Below are 20,230 nucleotides of genomic sequence, written 5' to 3'. Positions count from 1 at the left end.
TCATTTTATTTTTTTCCCTGCTGGCACCTCTATTGCTTGTACGAGGACAATCACCGGGACGAAGTGGTGTCTTTTCCGCCCCAATTATTAACCTCGATTTTTTTTTCAGGAGAGAACAATGAAAAGAATAAGCCTGTTACTCACTCTGCTCACTATTTTCGTTTATACCAATTCCTTTGCCATGTCGGACTCAGGTCACGGACACACAATGGACCATAAGGGCAATAGCTTTGTCCATAAAACAATGGTGGATGATTTGCACGCCCAGTTTCAGGTCATGGATCTGGCAAGTATGAATATGAAGGATCCCGAGGGCAGGACCCACCACGTTATGATGTCATTTATGCGCAATGGAGAAAAAATCTTAAAAGCCGTGGGAAAGGTGAAGCTTGTTTCGCCATCGGGAAAAGAGCAGCTTGCCAATCTCAAGGATTACGGCAGTGGTATTTTTGCGGCGAACTTTACCATTGACGAGCCGGGGAAGTGGGGAATTATCTGCCTGTTTAAGGAAGCGGGCGGAGAGCATACCGTAAAATTCTGGTATTCACATATGCCAATGTGAAAAAACTCTGTTGGTTGATGGTGTCTGAAGTTTTTTCAGGCAACAGGGATGCCAGTCTTAGGCCGGGTGCCCTTGTCCCTGATGCAAAAGAACATCCTGTGGGGTTTCAGGTGAAGACTACCCTGCTAGACAAAACAGATCCCAATCAGGGTAATTGCGGCCCATCCGGCATACCAAACTGCAACCGGGGTGTCGACACTTGATTTCAACGGGGATAATCAATAGCCGTTGTAGTAATCACCTGAAATTCAGGCCCGGCAGAAATTTTCCGACCGATTGAGATATACTATGTTATCGGTATGTCCCCAGGAGTGAAGCAATGAGGGGGAATATTTCCCGGGAACGCAAATTTTTCAGGAGGATCCGCCGTGAAAAACAAGATCAGTCGGCAAAAAATCAAAATCGTCAAAACGGTTTGTTGTGCTGTGTGCTGTACCTTGCTGTCAGCCGGTTCGGTTATCGCCGCTTCATCCCTGGGGTTGCAGTCGGCCGTCGATTCTGCGCTGGCAAACGACCCCTGGCTGGTCGGCAACAAACATGCCCAGGACTCGATGGAAGCAATGAGTGTTGCCTCGGGGACCCTGCCGGACCCGAAAGTTTCTCTGGGGGCGGCAAATTTGCCCACCGACACTTTCAATCTGGATCAGGAGCCGATGACCCAGCTGAAAATCGGCGTCACCCAGATGATTCCCCGGGGGGACACCCTTGACCTCACGCGGCAGCAGTTGCAAATGTTCAGTACGCAGTTCCCCCTGCAGCGGAAGGATCGAGAAGCCAGGGTTGCCGTTATGGTAAGCGATTTTTGGCTCGAAGCCTATAAGGCCCAGGAATCGATCTTTCTGATAGAAAAGGACAGACCGCTGTTCGAACAGTTGGCAGATGTCGCCGAGGCCAGTTACTCCGCAGCACTTGGCAGAACCAGACAGCAGGATATTGTCAGGGCCCAGCTTGAACTTACCAGGCTCGACGACCGGCTGACAAAACTCAAGCAGCAAAAAGAAATGGCTCTTGAAAATCTTGGCGGTTGGATAAATGAAAATTTCCGCCGGGAATACAAGCCCTCAGAACAGCTGGACCCTCAGGCTGGCACAGGAAACGACATTGCACTGGACAGCATGTTTCCCGATATAAAGATGCTCGACAAAGACCTTTTTACCGCGCCGGGCGAGATCGATCCGCAGCAACTCTATCAGTATCTTTTGCACCATCCGGCTGTTTCCGACCTGGATCAGAAGATAAAAGCCAATGACCTGGCCGTTGAGCTGGCGAAACAGAAATATAAGCCGGAATGGGGACTGTCGGCCAGTTACGGGTATCGGGCCGATACGCCGGACGGCAGCGACAGGGCGGATTTTCTCTCTGTCGGAGTATCTTTTGATCTGCCTATTTTTACTAAAAATCGCCAGGACAAACAGATGGCGTCGGCCAGGTCTAAAGCCTTGTCGACAGCGACGCAGAAGTGGCAGCTGCTGCGAAGGATGGTTGCCGATTTTGAAAAATACAGACTCCAGCTGCGCCGCCTGAACCAGCGTGAAGACCTCTATCAACAAACGTTATTGCCGCAGATGCACGAGCAGGCGGAGGCTTCCTTGACCGCCTACACCAACGATGACGGTGATTTTGCCGAGGTGGTTCGAGCGCGCATTGCCGAGTTAAACGCCAGGATCGATTACCTGGCAATATCCATAGAAAAACAAAAGACAATAACTCAACTGAATTACTACGTTATGCAGGTCCCCAATGATATAGTCGCCATCAACGAAATAACTGGAGACAGGAAATGAAAAAGATCGGAGCTGTGGTCGCTGGCCTTATCGTCGGTCTTGTCGCCGGCTCGTTAGCTACCTGGAAAGCATATCCACTGCTATTATCCACCATTGCACCTAGCACTGGTGTCGAGGAAGCTGATGCAGCAAAACCAGACAAGAAGGAGCCGTTATACTGGGTCGCTCCCATGGACCCGAATTACCGGCGTGACAAACCGGGGAAATCACCCATGGGGATGGATCTCGTCCCGGTATATGAAGAGGAGGGTGGCGAATCAGACAGCGGGCCGGGCACCGTCAAAATTTCTCCGGATGTTGTCAATAACCTCGGCGTCCGTACCGCCGCCGTCGAGCTGAAATCGATGCAGTCAACTATCCAGACGGTCGGTTATGTCAAATACGATGAAGACCAGCTGGTACATATCCATCCAAGAGTAGCGGGATGGATCGATCGGCTGTACATCAAGGCATCCGGCGATCCTGTAAAAAAAGGAGAACCGCTTTACGAAATTTATTCTCCGGAACTCGTCAATGCCCAGCAAGAGCTTGTTCTCGCCCTTGACAGAAAAAATTCACGGCTGGTCGAGGCTGCCGAAAACCGCCTGTTCGCCCTCCGGGTGCCCGAATCGCTGATAGCTGAAATAAAAAAGGATGGAAGAGTCAAGCAGTCGGTGACGTTCTACGCTCCCAGAAGCGGGGTTGTCGATTACCTGAATATACGCCAGGGCTATTATGTGAATCCAGGGTCTACCATCATGTCCATCGGAACCCTCTCCCAGGTCTGGGTGGAGGCCGAGGTTTTTGAAAGGCAGGCATCTCTGGTGCAAATCGGGCTGCCGGTAACCATGACTCTTGACTATTTGCCCGGCAGAGAATGGCGGGGTGCTGTGGACTACGTCTATCCGTCGCTCGACCCCAAGACAAGAACGGTACGGGTCCGTTTACGTTTTGATAACGGGGACAACCTGCTCAAGCCGGGTATGTTCGCTCAGGTTGTCATCTCTTCACCAAGTTCCGGGAAAACCCTGCTGGTATCAAAAGAAGCGGTGATCCGTTCAGGTCGAACCAGCCGTGTTGTACTCGCGCTGGGGGAGGGCCGGTTCAAGTCGGTCAATGTCAAAGTAGGCAGAATCGATGAACAGTCGGCGGAAATTCTTTCGGGATTGACCGAAAGCGACATGGTCGTAACCTCGGCGCAATTCCTGCTCGATTCGGAATCGAGCAAAACCTCCGACTTCAAGCGAATGAACCACGGTGAGGTTTCGGTGCCGGACAGTGTCTGGGTTGCTGCGACCATCAACAAACTGATGGGTGATCAGCGTATGGTCAAGGCCACCCACAAGGCCATCAAGGTATGGGACTGGCCTGAGATGACCATGGATTTCAAGGTCGCCGATTCTGTGGACATGCAGCGGCTTGCCGAAGGTGAGGAGCTCCACGTTGAAATATCCAGGCTCGGCCGGGATCAGTACCAGATCACCAACATCCACATCCCCGGTTCGGAGGAAAATAAAAGCCTTGATGATATGAGTATCGACGATATGAGTCTTGATGACATGAATCTTGGCGATTGAGACCAAAGCGGCCATAATTGATTAAGGAAAATTCCATGATAGAAGCTATTATACGCTGGTCGGTGAAAAATCGTTTTTTCATACTCCTGGCCACCTTCATCCTGACAGGGCTTGGGTTATATTCACTGAAAAATACTCCGGTCGACGCCATCCCCGATCTTTCGGATGTCCAGGTGATAATCAAGACGACCTATCCGGGACAGGCTCCCCAGGTGGTTGAGGATCAGGTCACCTATCCCCTGACAACGGCTATGCTCTCCGTCCCCGGCGCGGTCACCGTCCGCGGCTATTCTTTCTTCGGCGATTCCTATGTTTATGTTATTTTTGACGATAAAACCGACCTTTACTGGGCAAGGAGTCGCGTCCTAGAGTATCTCAGCCAGGTCGCTCCATCGTTGCCCGATAATGCCCGCCCACAGCTGGGGCCTGACGCCACCGGAGTGGGCTGGGTATATCTTTATGCTCTTGTCGACAGGACCGGCAGACATGACATCAGCCAGTTGCGCTCTCTCCAGGACTGGTTTTTGAAGTACGAGCTGCAGACCGTTCCCGGAGTTTCAGAGGTTTCAGCAGTCGGCGGGATGGTAAAACAGTATCAGGTAAAGGTTCATCCGGAAAAACTCAGGGCTTTCGGCATCCCCTTGTCGAAAATACAGATGGCGATCAAAAAAGGAAACCAGGAAATAGGTGCCTCTGTGGTGGAGATGGCCGAAGCTGAATATATGGTGCGCGCAACCGGGTATCTCCAGAGCGAGAAAAACCTCGGCAACATCCCCCTGGGAGTGAACAGTAACGGTACGCCGCTGTTATTAAAAGACGTCGCCGACATCGGTATCGGACCGCAGATGCGCCGCGGTATAGCCGAACTTGACGGCGAAGGGGAAACTGTGGGCGGAATCATCGTTATGCGTTTTGGTGAGAACGCCCAGAAGACCATTGACGGGGTCAAGGTCAAGCTTGAGGAGTTGAAAAAAGGGCTGCCCGAAGGGGTTGAGATAATACCGGTGTATGACCGGAGCGCCTTGATCAAACGGGCAATCAACAACCTCTGGCATAAGCTCCTGGAGGAATTTGCAGTGGTTGCCCTGGTCTGTATAATGTTTCTTTTTCACATCCGGTCATCTCTTGTCGCCATTGTCAGCCTGCCGGTCGGTATCCTGACCGCGTTCATTATCATGCACATCCAGGGGCTCAACGCCAACATCATGTCCCTGGGCGGCATTGCCATTGCCATTGGAGCAATGATTGACGGAGCGATCGTCATGATCGAAAATATGCACAAGCATATGGAGAAGAGTCCGCTGACCAGGGAGAACAGGTGGCGGGTCGTGGCGGATTCCGCAAGTGAAGTCGGGCCGGCGCTCTTTTTCAGCCTGCTGATCATCACCGTAAGTTTTGTCCCGGTATTTACCCTTGAGGCCCAGGAGGGGAGGATGTTCTCACCGCTGGCTTTTACCAAGACATACGCCATGGCCGCCGCAGCCGCTCTCGCCATCACCTTGGTGCCGGTCCTGATGGGCTATTTCATCCGTGGAAGGGTGCTGCCGGAGCACAAGAACCCTCTTAACCGTTTGCTCACCGCAATCTATCTCCCTGCCCTGCGCACGGTTCTGCGTTTTCCAAAGACCGTTCTCCTGGCGTCGCTGATGATACTGCTGGTCGGGTTGTGGCCCATAGACAAGATCGGCAGTGAATTTATCCCCCCGCTTGACGAGGGGGACCTGATGTACATGCCGACCACATATCCCGGGATTTCCATCGGCAAGGCGAGGGAGTTGTTGCAGCAGACCGACAAGCTTATCGCCACCGTGCCCGAGGTCGAGACGGTTTTCGGTAAAGTCGGACGTGCCGAAACGGCTACCGATCCCGCTCCCTTGACAATGATTGAGACATTTATCCAGCTCAAACCAAGGGACCAGTGGCGTGCCGGTGTCACCACCGAATCGCTGAAAAAAGAGTTTGATACGCTGGTTAAACTGCCCGGGCTGACCAACGCCTGGGTGATGCCGATCAAGACCAGGATCGACATGCTGGCAACGGGGATAAAAACCCCGGTGGGCATCAAGGTGGCCGGTCCCGACCTTACCAGGATCCAGGAAATCGGCCAGCAGCTTGAAAAAATTCTCGCAGACGTTGCCGGAACAGCCTCTGTCTATTCCGAACGGGTTGCCGGGGGACGCTATATCAAGGTCGACATTCAGCGGGAAAAAGCGGCGCGGTACGGTCTGAATATAGCGGACGTGCAGCAGGTGGTTGCCACCGCCATAGGCGGTATGAAAGTCACCCAGACGGTGGAAGGGCTTGAGCGTTACCCGGTAAATATCCGCTACCCCCATGATTTTCGCAATTCGCCGGAACAACTTTCTCTTTTACCGATAGTAACGGAAAGCGGTCAGCGTATATCTCTTGGGGATGTCGCCGACATATTTGTCGAGGACGGGCCGCCGGCAATTAAGAGTGAGAATGCGCGGTTAAACGGCTGGACGTTTGTTGATATCGAGGGAGTCGATATAGGCAGTTACGTGGTAAGGGCGCAGAAGGTGGTTAAGGACCGCGTTGAATTGCCTCCCGGCTATTCTCTTACCTGGTCCGGGCAGTATGAATATATGCTGCGGGCCAAGGAAAAACTGAGTTATGTGGTACCGTTGACCCTTGCCATTATCGTTGTGCTGTTGTTCATGAATTTCAGGAATTTTATCGAAGTTGCGATAATTATGGGAACTCTTCCCCTGGCGATGGTTGGCAGTGTATGGCTTATGTATCTGGAAAACTACAATTTTTCCGTTGCCGTGGGTGTCGGCTTTATTGCGTTGGCGGGAGTTTCCGTCGAGATCGGCGTAATCATGCTGGTTTACCTCAATCAGCGTTATTACAGGATGATTGCCAGGTGCAGGGAAGAGGGGTGCGAGCCTGGCCAGTCCCACCTGCTTGAAGCCGTCCTCGAAGGTGCTGGAATGCGCGTAAGGCCGGTGATGATGACCGCCGCCGCGATTGTCGTGGGGCTTCTGCCCATTTTGTTCGGGACAGGAACCGGGTCGGAGGTTATGAGCCGTATAGCCGCTCCCATGGTGGGCGGGATGGTGAGTTCGGTGCTCCTGACCCTGCTGGTGGTCCCGGCACTGTTCTATCTCTGGAAAAAAAGATCGATCAGTTCCCGCCAGTCGTAGACTGCTCCATAACTCACCTGAATAGTTGAGGTGAGTTATGGTAAGGCAAAAAATAAATATTTGTGCCAGAAAAGTTCAGGAAATGGTTGGGGTACCGCCCTACAGGGCGGTCAGGGAGCGGCTGGCCGTGACAATAGCTTCACTGATGTCTGCAGAGACCGCTTCCATAAGCAGTGTCGACGACTGGCGAGGATGGATCACCTGGTATAGGTTCCTGGTGAAAGAGTCTTCAACCTGAACGGGGTAGAGGGCGCCTCGCGCCAACTCATGTATGATGCTGTGCTGGGAAAGACAGCTGAGTGTTCCGGGATTGCGCAGGACGTGCTTGATCGACTCAATATGGTCAAGCTCCATGAAGATATTAAGTTTCTGGGCTTTTTCCAGCAACTGGTGGATAAACGCCTCGCGTGTACCGGAGCCACTCTCCCGCAATATCCAACGGTAATGCAGCAGTTCGTCCATGGTGTAGCTTTTCGCTCCGGCAAATTCTTTGTCTGAAGAGACAACCACAAGTTCCTCGGAACCCATCAACGTACTCTCAAGCATCCTGCTCGGTACTTCACCTTCAATAAAGCCGACAGGCACCTCCCCCAGCTCCACGGCATGAACAACTTCTCTTGAGTTGCCTGACCAGATTGAAAGCTGCGCTTTGGGGTGCCGTACCTGAAAACCATACAGAACCTGCGGCAACAGATAGTCGGCCAGTGTCTGGCTTGCCCCGATCTCGAGCCGGCCTGAGATATAGTCTTTTTGGAACATCGAGGTAACGTTTTGAAATTGGGTGACGAGAGGAGCCAGTTCTTCGGCCAGTGTCTTGCCGTTGCTGTTGGCGGTGATTTTTTTATGGGCCCGATCAAACAGGGGGACCCCGACGGATTCCTCAAACCTCCTGATAGCCGTTGATACTGCGGACTGGGTAAGGAAAAATTCTTTTGCAACACTCTGCACTCTCTCTGTCCGTACCAGCGCGAGAAACAGCTCTGCCTGTCGTATGGTAATGTCCATGGTGAGTTTTAGGTTTAATTTAATCTAATCAAAGGGGAAAATTTATAAAATTGACTTAACCATAATCACAGTCTATTGTCCAGTCATAATAACCAATAATTTTTATCAGGAGCAGGACAATGCGACGAGTAGCAGTTGCACAGAGGATGGTCTCGGTGCAGACATTAAACGGTATCTGGTTTGTAACTTTATTTGCCATGTCGGCAACACTTATTTCTCAGCATTCAACAGTCGCGGCCCTGGGGCTAAGCCCCCTGATTGTCGGTATTGCACTCGGCGGAGCCTACGGCAACACCCTGCGGTCGCAGATGCCCCGTGAATGGGTTCCCGGAATTGTTTTTTCGACAAGGCCGCTGCTTCGGTTTGCCATTGTGATGTATGGTTTTCGTCTTACCCTGCAGGACATTGTGCAGGTTGGCCTGCCGGGGATAGCGCTTGGGGTGAGTGTTATCGTAACCACCTTGTTTGTGGGCTATTTGTTGGGCACCAGACTGCTCGGCATGGACAGGGATACCGCATTCTTGACGACAATCGGCAGTTCCGTTTGCGGCGCGGCGGCTATTCTCGCGGCGGAACCTGTGCTTGAGTCTAAATCGCACAAGAGCGGTATTGCGGTGGCGACCGTCGTCATCTTCGGGACTGTGGCGATGTTTCTGTTGCCGTTTCTCTATAAAAGCGGTGTGCTGGTTATGGACGAGAAGACATATGGCATGTTTGTCGGCGGCTCCATCCATGAGGTGGCCCATGCCGTTGCCGCCGGCAGTGATGTTTCCGCAACAGCCGGGAGTTACGCAGTTATTACCAAGATGATACGGGTTCTCATGCTGGCACCGGTGCTTGTTATCGCGGGATGGATCTTCAAGAGGAGAAGCGCTGACGGCAGCGACCAGAGCAAAAAGATTGCCGTCCCCTGGTTTGCCGTTATGTTTCTCGGGGTTGTGGTTTTCAACTCATTCCAGCTTCTTCCCGCTGAACTGGTCAAAGCGATAAACAGGATGGATATTTTCCTGCTCACCATGACCATGTGCGCCCTTGGTATGGAAACGAGTGTTTCCCGCCTCAAAAAAGTGGGCCCTGCACCAATCTATCTTGCCACAATCCTTTTTGTATGGGTGCTGGGTTTTGGCTATCTTGCCACAATTTTTTTCACGGCCGTCTGCTAGGATGTATTGAAAAATTTCAATCCTGATCCGTCATGTTGCCGGTTAAGCCGGCGCAGACAACGAAGATCCCGGATGGTGGCTGTTTCATCACCAGCCGGGAGTCAGGATTTGCACCTGTTTGCAAAAGGGTGAGAGTAACCAGGTAATATTATCGGCGGTTCTGTATCCCCAAAACATTAATGGCGTCGCAACCGTAAGGGTTGCAACGCCATTAATGTTGCTGTGGCCGTTGGTCAAGAAGGAAGCACAGGACTCAAGGCTTCTTATTGGGCAATGCTTGCTTGCTGCATTTCTTTTCTGCGTATTTTTCTGGAAGTAAGATTCTTGAAGAAAAAAGCCACTCCTCCCGGATAGTATACCATGATTGCGATCAGGAAGACCCCGTAGATAATAAGATTGATTCCCGGCAGGTCGGACAGGCTGGATCGCAGCAGTTCCATGGCGAAGATAAAAGGGAAGGCGGCGACGATACCGCCCCAGAGACTTAATCTTCCGCCAATATAGGCAATAACCAGCACCTCCACGGTCTTCTGGGTATGCATCAGCTCCGGGGTGAGGATGCCGTAGTAGTGGGCATAGAACCCGCCTATAAGGCCGGCAAAGAAACATGACAGGGTGAAGTTGATTACCCGGTATTTTGTCGGGTGTACGCCGGATGTCATGGCAGCTTCCATGTTCTGGCCAATTGCCCGGAAGGCAAGTCCGTAGTTGGACTTTATCATCAGTCCCAGTGCCAGATAGGTCAAAAGCATAATTGCCAGAATAAGGTAGTAGTTGGGCAGACTCGAGTTGCTTTCAAAAAAAGGTGTACACTGCAGGCCTAGGGGGCCGCGGGTGAGCCAGTCCCACTTCATGCAGAGTCCCATCAGTGCGATACCGATGAACCAGGTAAAACAGATGGCGAACATTCCCCGCAGCCTGAGGCTCACTATTCCCGTGAGAACACCGAGGGTTGCAGCCATCAGGGCACCGAAGAAAATCGTTATAAAAGGAGAGATTCCAAGGGTATTGGACAAAATGGCGGATGTATAGCCGCCGAGACCAAGGAAAGCTGCGTAGCCAAAATTTACGATGCCGAGATATCCGGCACTGAAATCGAAGGAAATTGCCGCAGCAGCCACAATGGCACCGGAGATCAGCCAGCGAATCATGTAGTCCTGATTGAACGGCGGTACCAGGGGAAGGAAAAACAGAAAAACAATCCCCAGCAATCCCAGAGGCGATAAACATATCTTGTTCAGAAGACCGGAAAGACCGGTATGATTTTCGTTTGTTGATTGTGTCATGGGTGACCCTCTTTCATTCGTTACTATTGTTCCCAGACGGATCTGACTTTCGTCTCGAAAATTCCGTACGGTTTAAAGATCAGGATTGCGGAGATTAAAAACATGGGAATGACATTTTCCCACCCTTCGCCCATATAAGTCCGGGTAACGACCTGGAAGAGGGCGATCATGAAACCGCCGGGGACCGCACCTGCGACGTTGCCGAACCCGACCAGAATAATGATGAACCAGGAATTATAAAGAGGTGCTATTCCCACCGTTGGATATGAAGGAAACATGAAGAGCAGACTGCCTCCGGCCAGGGCGGCAAATCCGCATGCAAGGGCGAAGGTCGTTGAGTAGACTCGATTTACAGGGATGCCTACCATCCTTGCTCCGTTTTCATCCTGGGCCACCGCACGGATTTTTTTTCCCAGGGTGGTGTACATCATCAGATACCAGAAAAACAGGATCGCCAGCATGGCTATGAAGAACACCACAACCCTGTCGACGCTGACATAAACGTCACCTAGGGCAAGCGAAGGAACATCCCAGTAGTTGACCACCCCCTTGAAGGTGTTGCCGAAAATGAGCATGTGCAGGTTTATCAGGATGATTGACAGCCCGATTGTGATCAAAAAACAGTTCAGCAGCCATCCCTCACGGTTTCTTTTCCGCAACTGGGCAAAGATAAGCTTGTCGGTGAGAATGCCGGCGATGACACCGGCAAGGGTAGCCCCGGCAATTCCCAAAACAGGTGTGATAAAGGCTAGAAAACTATTCGGGGTCTCCAGCAGATACTCTTTGAGCGGGTGCATGATATAGTAGGCCGTCAGAGAACCTATCATGAAATACTCGCCATGGGCAAAGTTGGAGATATTCATAACCCCGAAGAGCAGGGAGACACCAATAGCCATTAAGGCCCACATGCCGCCTGTAACCAGGGTATTTACCAGAACATAGGGGCCTTTATGGATAGAGACCGCCAGCGCCACGAGAATGGTACAGGTTACCGTTATTCCGCCCGATGACTTCAACCATTCTACAGCTTTAATTGAACGCGAATTATTCATTAATTGCTCGTCCTCATGAAATTTAGATTACCGCGCATAAAACCGGATGTTGCCAAACGTCAGGTGCCCAGATAGATCTTTCGTACATGATCGTTGGTTATAAGCTCCGAACTTGGTCCCTCAAGCACCACTTTGCCTTTTTCAAGAATGTATGCCCGAGAGGAGAATTTGAGGGTCTTGGTAACATTCTGTTCCACCAGAAGAATTGTCAGTCCCTGCCTGTTCAGCAACCGCAGGGCGTTAAAAACTTCGTCTGTAACCTGCGGCGCCAGTCCCAGGGAGGGTTCGTCAACGAGAACCATGGTGGGATTGGACATAAGGCCACGGGCGATAGCGAGCATTTTCCTCTCCCCGCCGCTGAGGGTTCCGGCATACTGGGAAATCCTCTCTTCGAGCCGTGGAAAAAGTTCAAAGACAAAATCGAGGTTCTCCCTGGCCTTGTTCTTGTCCTCTAGCATCTGGGCACCCATCTCAAGATTTTCCAGTATCGTCATACCGGTAAAAAGATTGAGTTCTTCGGAAATATAGCTGAGACCGCTGCGGCAGTTTACTGCGCAGTCCTGATTGTTGATGACCTGGCCGTCGAAGGTAATGGTGCCGCTTTTGGGCGGCAGCAGTCCGGAGATCGATTTCATGACTGTCGATTTCCCGGCACCGTTCGGCCCTATGAGGGCGACGAACTCGCCCTTGCCAATATTGAGGCTGACATCCCATAATACGTTGAGAAAACCGTATCCTGCGTTTAGATTTTTTACTTTGAGTAGCAAAATAATCCCCCTGTCAAGGTTCGTTATATAGTATTTGGAAAACAGCAATCAGTCTTCATCGTCCACACCCAGATATGCCTCGATCACCTTGGGATCCCGGGTCACTTCAGTTGTCGGTCCCTCAGCGATTTTGTTGCCGAAACTGATAACCGCCAGCCTGTCGCACAGATTCATGATGACTTGCATGATATGTTCCACCATCAGGATGGTTACGCCGTTGTCACGAATTTTGCGGATGATGGCTATAATATCCTCCAGCTCCACTTCCGACAGGCCCGAGGCCAGTTCATCAAGAAGGCAGAGCTTGGGGGAACTGGCCAGGGCTCTTGCCAGATCGAGTCTTTTCAGCTGAACAGTGTTCAATGTCTCGCACAATACCTCATGGCCCAACGGGAATTCGACAAACTCAAGTTTTTCTCTTGCATGTCGTACTGGGTCGGAGATCTTCCTGGTATTGCCGAAAATGGTTGAGACCAGTACATTTTCAAGTACTGTCAGTTTTGGGAACGGACGTGGGATCTGAAATGTCCTGGACAGTCCGAGATTGCACATCACCTGAGGGGTGAAGCCGGTTACCTTCTCACCAAGGAAGAAGACGTCGCCGGATGTCGGCGGATCAAGTCCGGCGACCGTGTTCTGGAATGTAGTTTTTCCTGCACCGTTTGGGCCTATAAGTCCTAGAATTTCGCCTTTTTCAACATGCAGCGACACATCGTTGACGGCCACCAGACCGCCGAAACGTTTGGTAACACCTTTAGTTTCAAGAATATTCATCTTATGTTTCCGCTTACCTGGTAAATGAATGTGGGGCACCGAATAAGAGTCTGGAACCCCATTAAAAAATCAATGTATTGCATATCGTTCGGTTCTTTTCGATAAGAACCGGATATCAAAAACAACAAACTCGGATTTTTTTAACTCAATAAGGGAATGACTATATTTCCAAGGCATGTATTCACCGCAAGAAACCGACGAAGGACTCCCCCGTTCTCTTACGGTGTTCGGGTTGCCGGAATGAAGTTGTCGATCGAGCCATGTGCTGTAACGCAGTTGTAAAACGACAGATATCCGTAAATCCGCACATCTGTCGTTACTGTGTGACCCGGTATGGCTCGATCAGGATGGCCTGGTCACAACAAGTGAGCTTCCGGCTGCAACACCAAGAGGATTATGTCGCAGCCGGGTTACATCACATAGATAAGGGTAACAAGTTTAAAGCCGCGGGCTTGCGGTGCTGCCTGAACCATAATATATCACGCGGCGCCTGGTCGGTTCAAATCTACTTACGGAATTTCATGTCCTGTTCTTTCCACTGGTCGGGAAAAACTATTTGACCTTTACCCTTGAAGTATTGAATAACAGGGAAGTAAAAATAGTCCTGGGCAACAACCGGATCCGGCATTGATTCGGGAGTATATTTGTACTCCTGCATTATGATGGCACCGTCTTTTTTAGAGTAGGTAATTTTGCCGGTGTTGACCTCGGTGACCAGTACGTCCTGGAAGGAGGCGCGGTCCAGGTTACCGTGCTTTTCCAGAACACGGTTGGCGACCTTGATGAAGAAGTTGGCATAGTCGTAAACCAGACCGCCGGCGTTTGGGCTAGGCAGAAAACCGTATTCTTTCTTGATGTCTTCCGCCCATTTCTTGGCCTCAGGAGTAGTGAGCTGCGGGATCATGTCCAGGACGTAATTTGAGCTCTGGCCGGTCATGCTGTACCAGTTTCCGGACCATCCCAGACCGTCAGCGATAATAACGGCTTTCAGGCCGATTTCAGCGCTTTGCTTGATGAATCCAGTCATCGATGATGTTCCGGTTATGGTACCGGCGATGACGCTTACCTCGCCTTTCTTGTATTTGCTAAGGAGCGGATAATGGTCGGTTTGGGTGTTGGGCAGATAGTCTTCGGAGAAGATTTCCCAGCCGGCATTTTCAAAAGATTTCTTCAATTGTGAGCAGAAGCTTTTACCCCAGTCGGTCTGTTCGCCGTAAATGGCAACTTTCTTGGTCGGCGGGGTCCAGCTACCGTTTGCTATGGAATGCTCCAGAGCCTCGACATAACCATTGGCAAGCTTACCCGGCTCCGGCCACCCCTTGCCGCCGAAAAAACGGAATTTATCGGGATCGGAAAGCCATTTCTCATTAATGGTTCCAGCAGCGCCCAGTGGGAAAATCAGGGGGATTTCGTATTTGCTGACAACGTCCATCAACGCTACGGAGACCGAGCTGTGGACGTCATAAAAAGCAACATCGATACCTTTTTTCTCAACGGCTTCGGAAAAAGCGTTTGTCGCTTTTGCCGGATCGGATTGCGAATCGATCCAGACAACTTCGATCCGGTAATCGCCTATTTTATTGTCGATACCGTTGAACGCCGTCTTGACCGCAGCCTTGGCGTTGGTGCCCCAGAGTGCGCTATGACCGGTCAGGGGGGCGGTAATCCCGACTTTCAAGGTCTTTTCGGCAGCAGCTCCTGCAGTCTGAAAACATCCGAAGAAAACGAAAAACAGCAATACAAGACTACTCTTGAAACGTAACTTTTTCATGTTGGCTCCTTGGTTCTTGTGTGGCCTGCTGGTTAATGTCCCGAAGGACTGTGGCACTTTGGCATTTTTAGCCAAAGACCTGCAATTTACGCTCTTCTGTATTTTGTGTAAATCGCACCACATCGGCGATGTGGTGCGGAGGAGAAGCCGAAGCCGGCAGTTGATATCCGCCCACCTTGTGACTTCTCCTCAAGGCTTTTTGCTACATATCTGCGTTGCGGTGCAGATTGTCGCACTATCTTACCCTTGCTGGTCAGCGGTACCCAGATGACTCAGGATATGTTGTGCAGCCGTTGTCGCGGTCTGGATGGAGGTCTCGGTGTAGAAGGTTCCGAGATAATCTCCGGCCAGGTAGATGCGCCCCGACGGTCTGGTGAGCTTGGGTTGCAGCTTGGCCCTTCCCGGGAAGCAGAACGGTACGCCAAGCTTCCATCTCATGACCTTGGCTTCAACCACGTTTTTGCTGAATCCGGGGAAAATATCGTCGAGATCCTTGAGATAGGTGTCGACCACATAGTCGTTGTCCTTGCCCTCGAAGACACGGGCAAAAGATGCCGGTGAAAATGTCATGAAACTGCTGCCTTTTTCACGGTAGCCCTTGGCCTCGCTGGCTCTGACCATGTTCGACATGTTGAAGGCCACGTTGAAGGATCTCTTCGGCGTGGCGATCGCATACGCATTGTCCCAGATCTGCGGACCGGTTTCGTTGGTCAAAAACGCGGCACTGACGTAGGGACCATACTTGATTTTGCCAAGGGCATCACTCATTCCGGGATCAATGTTCTTGGCGATTTTCTGACTTATCGGAGCCTGGGTGGCCAGCACCACATATCTTGCACGTTCTTCATGGTCAACTCCGTCCTTGGTGTACCTGACGGTGACGGAGTCGTCTTCCTGCACGACTTCCTGCACGACCGCTTCCTTGAGGCACCGGTCTTTAAGGGATGCCGCGATGGTGTCGGTGATATTGGACGCGCCGCCCTGGATATATCTGGTCAGTCCACCCTCTACGTTGTCCTTGCTCCAGACCAGGTTGAAGTAGCCAACACCCGCCCCGGCGGCGATCTGTTCCGGATCCCCGGAAGATCGGCTTACGGTCGGTTTGAAGAACGCATCGGCATCTTCTGGGAGCTCTCCGACAAAATCTCTGAACGATTTGTCGTTCATGAAATTGTAGACCCTCTGCTGCTGCGACCAGTAGTCCTCTCCATGGCGCCGTTCAACCGCCTTGCCGAATTTTTTGACCGCCATTCTGATCTTCAACCCTGGTTTTACCAGTGCAAGCCGTGTGGACCAGCTCAGCGGGACCCTGAAGGGGTATGTGTCAACGCTGCCGGAGAGCAGTACCTTGCCATTTAAAGCAAGGCCTTTTAAAGTTCCGGGCATCGGCGCTGAATTTATGCCGACCGATTTCAACAGATCGTCGGTTGCGGAATTTTTCCCGGCATAGACGTGGCCGCCCCAGTTAAGCCAGTACGACCCCCGGCGTTCGGACTGGACCCGTCCGCCAAATCGTTTTTCCGATTCCAGAACCAGAACATCGCGGTGCCTGAGGTACCAGGCGGCCGTTAATCCCGCAAGACCTCCACCAACAATAATTGCATCTCTCATTTTTAGACTCCAACTCACGTGGTTGTTACAGCTCGTTATCTTGTGCCTGCTGATGCAGAATGATACGGGCATCGACAAAACTGATACCTTTTTCGTGTACGAAAACCGGGTTCAGGTCGATTTCGGCAATATCCGGCTGGGTGGCCATCAGCACCGACAGCCGCTGCAGGGTATCGGCAAGAGCCTCGATATCTCCGCCTGCCTGGCCCCTGGTCCCTTCGAGGATCGGATAACCCTTGATCTCCTCGATCATCTCCCGGGCTTCGGTCCCGTTGATGGGGGCTACCCGGAAGGAGACGTCCTTGAGTACCTCGACAAAAATTCCGCCAAGCCCGAACATCACGGTCGGCCCGAAAGTGTCGTCGCAGATTCCGCCGATAATGCACTCCAGCCCGGCGGGGGCCATGGGCATAACCAGTACGCCGGTCAGTTCCGCACCGTTGTCGTAAGCGCGGGCCGCAGCCATGATTTCGCCAAAGGCCGTCTCAATGTCATCCTGGCTGTCAAGGTTCAGCTTGACCCCGCCGGCATCGCTTTTGTGGATGATCTGTGGCGAGACGATCTTCATGGCGACCGGTTCGCCGATTTCACGCCAGGCGGCGACTGCATCGTCTGCAGAGGGGGCCATCCGGTAGAGCGGCTGGTTGAAACCGTAAGCTGCGAGCAGATCCCGCGCCTCATGCTCAAGTACCACCGTCCGGTCATTGGCGCGTACCTTTTCGATCACTTTCCGGGCTGTGGCCGCGCCACTTTCGGGAACCTCGATTTGCGGTGCGTTTTTGGCCTCTGCCAACCGCTGCTTTATCCTCGAATACTGATAAAGTTTGCCCATCGCCATGACCGCGGATTCCACGCTCTGATAGACCGGGATGCCGTTTTCCCTGAAAATTTTCAAACAGTCCGGGTTGGCGTTTCTGTAGATCGAGTGCATGGTGACCGGTTTCCCGCTTTTCTTGATCCGTTCCACCATGGATCTGGAGACGGCCATCTCGAGCTCGGCGAATTCCTCGGAAAGATCGGCGTATCCTCCGAGCAGGCCGACAATGACCAACCCGTCTATATCGGGATCTTCAAGCAGCATTCTGGTCACATGATCAAAGCCCCACAGGTCACGTTCGGGACCAGCGAGATCCACCGGGTTCTTCATCGGGCAATAGGAAGGCAGCACAGTTGCCAGTTCCGCCCTGGTGGTATCGGAAAGGACCGGTACTTCCAGTTGTGCCTGCTCCGAGGCGTCGGTGGCCATAACCCCATGCCCGCCGCCGTCGGTCATGATGGCGATGCGGTTGCCCTTGGGCAGGGGGCAGTTGGCAAACGCCTCGGCGACGTTGAGGAAATCCTGGGACTCCCTGATGCGGATTACCCCGCACTGCTTAAGAGCCGCGTCGAATACCGCGTCGTTGGCTGCAAGTGAGCCGGTGTGGCTGGCGGCCGCCCTGGCTCCCGCCTGGGAATGGCCGATTTTCAAGGCGCATACCGGTTTCTTCACGACGGTGCTCTTGGCCTTTTCCATGAAGTTGCGGCCGTCTTCAGCACTCTCTATGCGCAGCCCCTCCATATAGAGCATGAGGACTTTGGTCGCCTCATCGTCTCTGATATGTTCGACGAATTCATGAAAACGCAGATCCTTCTGGTTGCCGATGGTAGCCCACTTGGAGTAGCCGAGGTTTCGCTTCTTGCTCTCGTTGTTGAGGTCGATGGCGAGATTGCCGCTCTGCAGAACCAGGCTGATCGGCCCGGGTTCGAGCTCGATGATGGAGGTGGTAAGCTTCATGTCGGCACTGTAGTGGCCCATGCAGTTGGGTCCCATCAGCCGCACATTATACTTCCTGGCCATGGCTACCACCTGCCGTTCGATTTCCTGGCCTTCCTCGCCCGCTTCACCAAAACCGGTGGTCACGATGATGGCCGCCTTGACCCCTTTCTTGCCGCACTGCTCTATGGTCTCGCAGCAGTAGGGGATGGGGACGGCGACAAGGGCCAGTTCCACTGGATCCGGGATATCGAGGATGGTCGGGTAGGTCTTCACCCCGAAAATATATTCGTTCTTGCTCCTGGTTACGAAATAGAGATCTCCGGTGTAGCCGTGATCGACCATGTTTTTAGCGGTCCACCCGCCATATTTCTTGGTGTCGGCGGAGGCGCCGATCAGGGCGACCGATTTCGGGTTGAACAAAAAGTCAAGATTTGCCATTTCAGTCCTCCACCACTTTCAGCACCACGTCGGGGCAGATGGTGCCGCAGGTGTTGCATTTGACGCACAGTTCCTGATCGGACTGCACGAAATTATAGCCCATATCATTGAATTCCCCGCAGAGGGAAAGAGCCTTCTTGGGGCAGAAATGGATGCACAGCCCGCACGCTTTGCAGCGGGCGCTGTTGATAACCAGGGTCTTATTTTTCTTCATTGCAACCTCCCGCATAACCCGCCCGCAGGGCTTTCTGGTTTATCTCGACCAGGTGTTTCTTTTTTTCTCCCAGCATTTTTTCAAGAGCCGAACAGAGCGCTTCAATCGGCACGAAACCCGTCTCGGCGCTGAGCCTGCCGAGGGCAAACATATTGGCGGCCCGGCGTTCGCCCAGCTCCTGTGCGGCATCGGTTGCCGGGACACTGAGAAACTCAACGCTTTCGCGAACCGGTTCTGATTTGACAAGGGAGCTGTTGTACAGCACGATACCGCCGGACGCCGCATCTTTTATATGGGCGTCGACAATCATCGGGTGCATCAGACAGCAGATGTCGGCATCCTCCTCTATCATCGGCGAACCGATTTCCTCGTCAGAGATCACCACGAAACCGACCGCGGTACCACCCCGCTGTTCGATGCCGTAGGTCTGGCTCATCACCGCGTTCCATTTGCATTCAATGGCTGCAAGGCACGTCAGGGTGGCCATGGAGATAACACCCTGGCCGCCGGAACCTGCAAATACTAGTTTCTTTTTCACGATTCACCTCCAACCTTGTTGATGAACTCTTTTACCGGAAGAATTTCAGCTACTTCTTTTGCCAGCCGCTGGTAGGAGTCGACAACTTTCATGTTCCATCCCGTAGGGCACGGGCTCAATATTTCGACAAAGGAAAAGCCGAGTTTTTCCTCCTGGGCCTTGAATGCCTGGGCCAGACCTTTTTTGGCCTTGCGAACAAGGGTGGGGGTGGCAACGGAAAGACGGGCCAGATAGGCGACGCCGTCCATCTCCTGCATCATCTCCGAAACCTTGAGAGGGTTGCCGTGGAGTTTTGCGTCCCGTCCGAACGGACAGGTTGGTGTCTTCTGGGAAATCAGGGTCTCCGGAGACATCTGGCCGCCGGTCATCCCGAACACGCCGTTGTTGACCATGATAACGGTTATGGGGGTTCCCCGGTTGGCGGCATGCATGAGCTCCGCCAGCCCGATGGAGGCACAGTCGCCATCTCCCTGGAGGGTGTAGACAAAATTATCGGGCAGCCCCAGCTTGTATCCCGTTGCCACCGGTATCGACCGGCCGTGGGCGGCTTCGAGGGCATCTATTTCCATATAATGGTGATGGAACCCTCCGCAGCCGATACCGACGACACAACATGTACGATCGCGCAGATTGTTCTCTTCGATCAACTCTGCACAAAGCCGAGCGACGATCCCGTGGCCGCAGCCAGGGCACCAGCTAAAGTTCTTTTCCTCACGAAAAGTTTTCATTGCCAAACCTATTGTGGATTTTAAACTTTAATGAGCGCAAAATTCATATTGCCTTTTC

At 52.4% G+C, this 20,230-nt stretch carries 16 protein-coding genes; 5 read left to right on the top strand and 11 right to left on the bottom strand.

Going from position 1 to position 20,230, the window contains the following annotated elements; translation table 11 throughout:
* The first annotated feature begins 118 nt into the window (after nucleotides 1-118).
* The 4 genes from BLQ17_RS06455 (at nucleotide 119) to BLQ17_RS06440 (ending at nucleotide 7,069) form a co-directional block, all read left to right on the top strand.
* On the top strand, nucleotides 119-562 hold the full coding sequence (locus tag BLQ17_RS06455) for a hypothetical protein (protein WP_092220981.1): 444 nt from the start codon (nucleotides 119-121) through the stop codon (nucleotides 560-562).
* Nucleotides 563-930: 368 nt separating this feature from the next.
* Nucleotides 931-2,346, top strand: coding sequence for a TolC family protein (locus BLQ17_RS06450; protein WP_218121727.1), 1,416 nt, complete (start codon nucleotides 931-933; stop codon nucleotides 2,344-2,346).
* A complete protein-coding gene (locus tag BLQ17_RS06445; RefSeq protein WP_092220978.1) occupies nucleotides 2,343-3,902 on the top strand; it encodes an efflux RND transporter periplasmic adaptor subunit in 1,560 nt (519 codons plus the stop codon). Before BLQ17_RS06450 ends, BLQ17_RS06445 begins: the two co-directional genes overlap by 4 nt.
* Nucleotides 3,903-3,937: 35 nt before the next feature.
* Complete coding sequence (locus BLQ17_RS06440; protein WP_092220975.1) at nucleotides 3,938-7,069, top strand: efflux RND transporter permease subunit; 3,132 nt, start codon at nucleotides 3,938-3,940, stop codon at nucleotides 7,067-7,069.
* Nucleotides 7,070-7,168: 99 nt separating this feature from the next.
* Here BLQ17_RS06440 and BLQ17_RS06435 read toward each other — a convergent pair whose 3' ends face one another.
* On the bottom strand, nucleotides 7,169-8,074 hold the full coding sequence (locus BLQ17_RS06435; protein ID WP_092220972.1) for a LysR substrate-binding domain-containing protein: 906 nt from the start codon (nucleotides 8,072-8,074) through the stop codon (nucleotides 7,169-7,171).
* A 119-nt stretch (nucleotides 8,075-8,193) separates the two neighbouring features.
* Between BLQ17_RS06435 and BLQ17_RS06430 the strand changes: the two genes are divergently transcribed.
* Nucleotides 8,194-9,237: a YeiH family protein gene (locus BLQ17_RS06430; RefSeq protein WP_218121726.1), complete on the top strand. Its 1,044-nt coding sequence runs from the start codon at nucleotides 8,194-8,196 to the stop codon at nucleotides 9,235-9,237.
* Nucleotides 9,238-9,500: 263 nt separating this feature from the next.
* Here the strand turns inward: BLQ17_RS06430 and BLQ17_RS06425 are convergent, their stop codons facing one another.
* From BLQ17_RS06425 to BLQ17_RS06380, 10 genes are all read right to left on the bottom strand, one after another.
* Complete coding sequence (locus BLQ17_RS06425; RefSeq protein ID WP_092220966.1) at nucleotides 9,501-10,523, bottom strand: branched-chain amino acid ABC transporter permease; 1,023 nt, start codon at nucleotides 10,521-10,523, stop codon at nucleotides 9,501-9,503.
* 23 nt (nucleotides 10,524-10,546) lie between these two features.
* Nucleotides 10,547-11,575 (bottom strand): branched-chain amino acid ABC transporter permease, encoded by a 1,029-nt coding sequence (locus BLQ17_RS06420; protein ID WP_092220963.1) that lies wholly within the window; start codon nucleotides 11,573-11,575, stop codon nucleotides 10,547-10,549.
* Nucleotides 11,576-11,634: 59 nt separating this feature from the next.
* A complete protein-coding gene (locus BLQ17_RS06415) occupies nucleotides 11,635-12,342 on the bottom strand; it encodes an ABC transporter ATP-binding protein (protein WP_092221188.1) in 708 nt (235 codons plus the stop codon).
* A gap of 48 nt (nucleotides 12,343-12,390) precedes the next feature.
* A complete protein-coding gene (locus BLQ17_RS06410; protein ID WP_092220959.1) occupies nucleotides 12,391-13,116 on the bottom strand; it encodes an ABC transporter ATP-binding protein in 726 nt (241 codons plus the stop codon).
* A gap of 505 nt (nucleotides 13,117-13,621) precedes the next feature.
* On the bottom strand, nucleotides 13,622-14,887 hold the full coding sequence (locus BLQ17_RS06405; protein WP_092220956.1) for an ABC transporter substrate-binding protein: 1,266 nt from the start codon (nucleotides 14,885-14,887) through the stop codon (nucleotides 13,622-13,624).
* Nucleotides 14,888-15,127: 240 nt separating this feature from the next.
* Nucleotides 15,128-16,498, bottom strand: coding sequence for a protoporphyrinogen/coproporphyrinogen oxidase (locus BLQ17_RS06400; protein ID WP_092220953.1), 1,371 nt, complete (start codon nucleotides 16,496-16,498; stop codon nucleotides 15,128-15,130).
* A 25-nt stretch (nucleotides 16,499-16,523) separates the two neighbouring features.
* Entirely contained in the window at nucleotides 16,524-18,692 is a 2,169-nt protein-coding gene (locus BLQ17_RS23380) for an acetate--CoA ligase family protein (protein ID WP_092220950.1), read from the bottom strand.
* Between the two features lies 1 nt (nucleotide 18,693).
* Nucleotides 18,694-18,906, bottom strand: coding sequence for a 4Fe-4S binding protein (locus tag BLQ17_RS06390; RefSeq protein WP_092220947.1), 213 nt, complete (start codon nucleotides 18,904-18,906; stop codon nucleotides 18,694-18,696).
* On the bottom strand, nucleotides 18,893-19,444 hold the full coding sequence (locus tag BLQ17_RS06385; RefSeq protein ID WP_092220944.1) for a 2-oxoacid:acceptor oxidoreductase family protein: 552 nt from the start codon (nucleotides 19,442-19,444) through the stop codon (nucleotides 18,893-18,895). Before BLQ17_RS06385 ends, BLQ17_RS06390 begins: the two co-directional genes overlap by 14 nt.
* Nucleotides 19,441-20,172, bottom strand: a complete 732-nt coding sequence (locus BLQ17_RS06380; RefSeq protein WP_092220942.1) for a thiamine pyrophosphate-dependent enzyme — start codon at nucleotides 20,170-20,172, stop codon at nucleotides 19,441-19,443. The genes BLQ17_RS06385 and BLQ17_RS06380 overlap by 4 nt, the downstream gene beginning before the upstream one ends.
* Between the last annotated feature and the right edge of the window lie 58 nt (nucleotides 20,173-20,230).

The organism is Desulforhopalus singaporensis, assembly GCF_900104445.1.
Taxonomy (GTDB): domain Bacteria; phylum Desulfobacterota; class Desulfobulbia; order Desulfobulbales; family Desulfocapsaceae; genus Desulforhopalus_A; species Desulforhopalus_A singaporensis.
This window is presented reverse-complemented; position numbering and strand designations above follow the sequence as displayed.

Coding starts and splice junctions, on each gene's coding strand:
- BLQ17_RS06455 (WP_092220981.1), top strand. CDS start 119: ATGAAAAGAATAAGCCTGTTACTCACTCTGCTCACTATTTTCGTTTAT.
- BLQ17_RS06445 (WP_092220978.1), top strand. CDS start 2,343: ATGAAAAAGATCGGAGCTGTGGTCGCTGGCCTTATCGTCGGTCTTGTC.
- BLQ17_RS06440 (WP_092220975.1), top strand. CDS start 3,938: ATGATAGAAGCTATTATACGCTGGTCGGTGAAAAATCGTTTTTTCATA.
- BLQ17_RS06435 (WP_092220972.1), bottom strand. CDS start 8,074: ATGGACATTACCATACGACAGGCAGAGCTGTTTCTCGCGCTGGTACGG.
- BLQ17_RS06430 (WP_218121726.1), top strand. CDS start 8,194: ATGCGACGAGTAGCAGTTGCACAGAGGATGGTCTCGGTGCAGACATTA.
- BLQ17_RS06425 (WP_092220966.1), bottom strand. CDS start 10,523: ATGACACAATCAACAAACGAAAATCATACCGGTCTTTCCGGTCTTCTG.
- BLQ17_RS06420 (WP_092220963.1), bottom strand. CDS start 11,575: ATGAATAATTCGCGTTCAATTAAAGCTGTAGAATGGTTGAAGTCATCG.
- BLQ17_RS06410 (WP_092220959.1), bottom strand. CDS start 13,116: ATGAATATTCTTGAAACTAAAGGTGTTACCAAACGTTTCGGCGGTCTG.
- BLQ17_RS06405 (WP_092220956.1), bottom strand. CDS start 14,887: ATGAAAAAGTTACGTTTCAAGAGTAGTCTTGTATTGCTGTTTTTCGTT.
- BLQ17_RS06400 (WP_092220953.1), bottom strand. CDS start 16,498: ATGAGAGATGCAATTATTGTTGGTGGAGGTCTTGCGGGATTAACGGCC.
- BLQ17_RS23380 (WP_092220950.1), bottom strand. CDS start 18,692: ATGGCAAATCTTGACTTTTTGTTCAACCCGAAATCGGTCGCCCTGATC.
- BLQ17_RS06390 (WP_092220947.1), bottom strand. CDS start 18,906: ATGAAGAAAAATAAGACCCTGGTTATCAACAGCGCCCGCTGCAAAGCG.
- BLQ17_RS06380 (WP_092220942.1), bottom strand. CDS start 20,172: ATGAAAACTTTTCGTGAGGAAAAGAACTTTAGCTGGTGCCCTGGCTGC.